Raw genomic sequence first — 3,475 nt, 5'->3', positions numbered from 1 at the left:
GCGCCATCTCTGGCGCCAACGCCCGTCCGGCCTCCAGCGCCGCGCGAAACCGCGCGATCCAGAACGCGATCGCCTCCGGCCGCGTCTTCAGCGCGGTGCGATTGACGATCAGGCGCGACGTCACATGCGCGATCACCTCGGTCTCGACCAACCCGTTCGCCGCCAGGGTCGAACCGGTCTGCACCAGATCAACGATCAACCGCGACAAACCGAGCCCCGGCGCCAGCTCCATCGCCCCGTTGAGCGCCACGATCTCCGCCTGAACGCCGCGCGCCGCGAAATGCCGCCGCGTCGTATTGGGATATTTGCTCGCCACCCGCACGCGTGAGAGCCGGCTGAAATCGGTGGTCCCGGCCTCATCGGCCGGCTCCGCGACCGCGATGCGGCACGCCCCGATTCCAAGGTCGAGCGGCGCATAGATCTCCGGATAATCGAACTCGCCGAGCACATCGCCGCCGCAAATCCCCAGATCGGCGCCGCCGAACGCGACAAACGTCGCCACGTCGAAACTGCGCACCCGGATGATGTCGAGATCAGGCGCGTTGGTCTGAAACCGCAGCCGCCGGCTGTTCTCATCGGTATAATCGGCTTCGGGCACAAGACCGGCGCGCGCGAGCAACGGCGCGCATTCAGCCAGAATGCGGCCCTTCGGCAGCGCCAGCACGAGCGTGCCACCGATCGCATCGGCGGCGGGACGGGACATTGTCACAGCGGTCATGCGCCGCGCTTTAGCATCGCCGCCGCAAGGTGCCAATCAGCGCCGGTTTCATCGAACCGACCCAAAACCATCGCCGAAGCTTCACACATGACCGGTAACGAATCCGTTAATCCCCGGCCTCATCAAACCGGCAGTTACCCTTCGGTAACATCCGCACGCGGGAGGGCTGATCATGCGCGACCATCACCAGGGCAAAAATCACCAAGGAAAAACACACGGTGTCAAAAATCGCCACGAGCGAACCACTGACGAGCGAACCATGCGCGGCGCGCGCGGCGTGCGGCTGCTCGTCTCCAGCGCGATCGGCCTGCCCGCGCTGATCAACGCGATCCCGATGCAAGCCGCGGCGCAGGCGGTCAACGCCGGCACGGTATCCGCCACCGGCACAAGCGCGCCGCCCGGCGGTTTCGCCAGCCAGGTTCTGACCCGCAAAGCCATCAAGCACCAGGCGCAATCGGTGTCGGTGGTGAACAAGCGCACGATCGATCTGCTGGCGCCGATCGCGTCCGGCACGCAGGCGATCGCAACCCTGCCGGGGGTGGTGATTTCGGGTTATGCCTCGAACGCCGGCACGGCGCGGTCGACCATTTCGATCCGGGGCGTCAAGGTCGGGTTCAATTCGGTCCCCGGCGACATCGAAACCAACGGCATCACCAATCTGTTCGACGGCGTGCCCCTGAACAGCCTGATCCAGGGCACCGGGTTTCACTCGGTGCAAATCCCGTTCGGCGCGCTGCTCGCCGGGGTGAATGTCATCTACGGCCCCGGCAACCCGCAGGACCGCTGGTACGACAGCCTCGGCGGCACGGTGAATTTCATCCCGGTGCAGCCGAGCGCGCGGGCCGGGGCGACGGTTTCGGCGAGTTACGGCAGTTTCGACAGCCAGGTTTACAGCGCGGTGGCGCAGACCGGTCTGCACGATGGCTGGGAGGGCGTGATCGGGCTGAACCATGCGTTCAACCATACGTTCCGCCAGGGTCCGTACGACTGGCCGGCCCGCAACGATCAGGTCTATTTCAAGATCACCAAGACATTCAACGGCGGGCATATCAGCCTGGGCGGGTACTATATTCATAATCGCGAGTTCCGGCCGAACCAGATTCCGGTCGACCCGCAGCCCGGCATCACGCTGGCCGGCCTCGATGCCAACGCGCCGCTCTACAGCCAGAAAACCTCCGGCTTCTATTCGGATCTGCCGAATAATGTCTGGTTCAAGGAAAACCAGATCATCGACTATATCGGCTACGCCAAACTCACCAAACAGATCACCGACAACACGAGCTTGCATGATCTGTTCTGGTATCGCCATGGCGACATCATCCATTACCGGATCAATGCGGGATTCCTCGGCGCCAGCGCGCAGGATACCGAATATTACGCGCCGTTCTCGGACACGATCGGCGACAAATTGTATTTCGATACGGATCTCAAATACAATAAACTGAGTTATGGTGCCTATATCATCAATGCGCATACGCATGACATCTACGACGGCTACAATACCGCCCTTGGCACGACGCGTCAGCTCCCGGCATCGATCACGCGCGATGTCTATAACAACCTGTATATCGCCGGGTTCGCGCAGGACCGGATTGAACCTGTAGTCGGGCTGCGGATCGTGCCGGGGGTGCAGATCGTCAATGATGATACCGGCTATGACAATCTGGCCCCCCAGGCGGCGGTCAATCTGCCGGGGGCGTCGTTCAACACCTATCCCAACGTGAGCAAGGATTTCAACCGGGTGCAGCCCTCGATCGGGGCGAGTGATGATGTGCTGCCCTGGGCGACGCTGTATGGCAATTTTGCGGTGACGTATCAGAATCCGACCGCGGGCAATTTCGCCAACAACCAGACCAATCTGCCCGCGCTGAAGCCGGTGAAGAGCACCGATGAGGAGATCGGCGTGCGGATGGATCGCAAAGGTCTGTTCGGGATGCAGGAGGCCTCGGCCGACATCAATTATTTCCGTGACGATCTGGAAGACGAAACCGTGCCGATCGTCAATCCGAACAACCCGACCCAGACCACATTCGGCTTCGGCTCCGGCAAATTGCAGGGGGTGAACGCCAGTCTGCGCGCGCGGTTCGATTTCAACTGGATGGCGTTCGCCAATCTCGGCTATCTCGATGCGCGCTACATCACCTACACCTCCAATTCCGGCGCCGTCTATCACAATCTGCCCGACCCGGCGTCGCCGCGCGATACCGCCAATATCGGGGTGCGCTATCGCCAGTTTATCGGCTCGAACCTGGTGACGACAAATCTATGGGACCAGTATGTCGGCAAGCGCTATCTGTTCAATAACGCGATCGGCGCGCCGACCCATACCGCCATCGTGCCGTATAATCTGCTGAACGCCTCGATCACGGTGAAGACGCCGTATTTCAACCGCCTCGTTCCGCGGCTTGGCGAGGTCGATGTGAGTTTCTACGCGACCAATCTTCTGGGGCGGCAGTACAACGCGACCGAATACATCTCGGCGGGCGGTTACTTCAACACACCGACCGGCGGCTACGCCATCGCCAATCCCGGCGCGCCGCGCGCCTTCTATGGCACGGTGACCGTGAAATTCTAGAGCGTTATGCTTTCAGCGTAACGCTCTAGATCTTTATTTTTTCGAGCGATTTCATGCGATTATGTTGCCGCTGTCGCGTCAACTTAATCGCATATCGCTCTGAAAGAGACCACCGTAAGCCCCCACCATCCCCACCACCGCGCACCAGACTCAAAAAAGTTTTTTGCTCCTTTTTTTCAAAA

General features: G+C 61.0%; 2 protein-coding genes. One reads left to right on the top strand and one right to left on the bottom strand.

What is annotated here, in order from left to right; all coding sequences use genetic code 11:
- The coding region (hisG, locus tag ACP5E6_RS00010; protein ID WP_427949941.1) for an ATP phosphoribosyltransferase at window positions 1-718 on the bottom strand (718 nt) is incomplete at its 3' end.
- Window positions 719-977: 259 nt separating this feature from the next.
- Here hisG and ACP5E6_RS00005 point away from each other — a divergent pair.
- Entirely contained in the window at window positions 978-3,293 is a 2,316-nt protein-coding gene (locus ACP5E6_RS00005) for a TonB-dependent receptor (protein ID WP_427949938.1), read from the top strand.
- The last annotated feature ends 182 nt before the right edge of the window (window positions 3,294-3,475 follow it).

The organism is Acidiphilium sp. (assembly GCF_049977125.1).
GTDB lineage: Bacteria > Pseudomonadota > Alphaproteobacteria > Acetobacterales > Acetobacteraceae > Acidiphilium.
The sequence above is the reverse complement of the archived record's forward strand: the minus strand, read 5'-3'. Positions and strand labels throughout refer to the sequence as shown.

Excerpts from the sequence above, each read along its gene's own strand:
- ACP5E6_RS00005 (WP_427949938.1), top strand. The coding sequence starts at position 978 with ATGCGCGGCGCGCGCGGCGTGCGGCTGCTCGTCTCCAGCGCGATCGGC.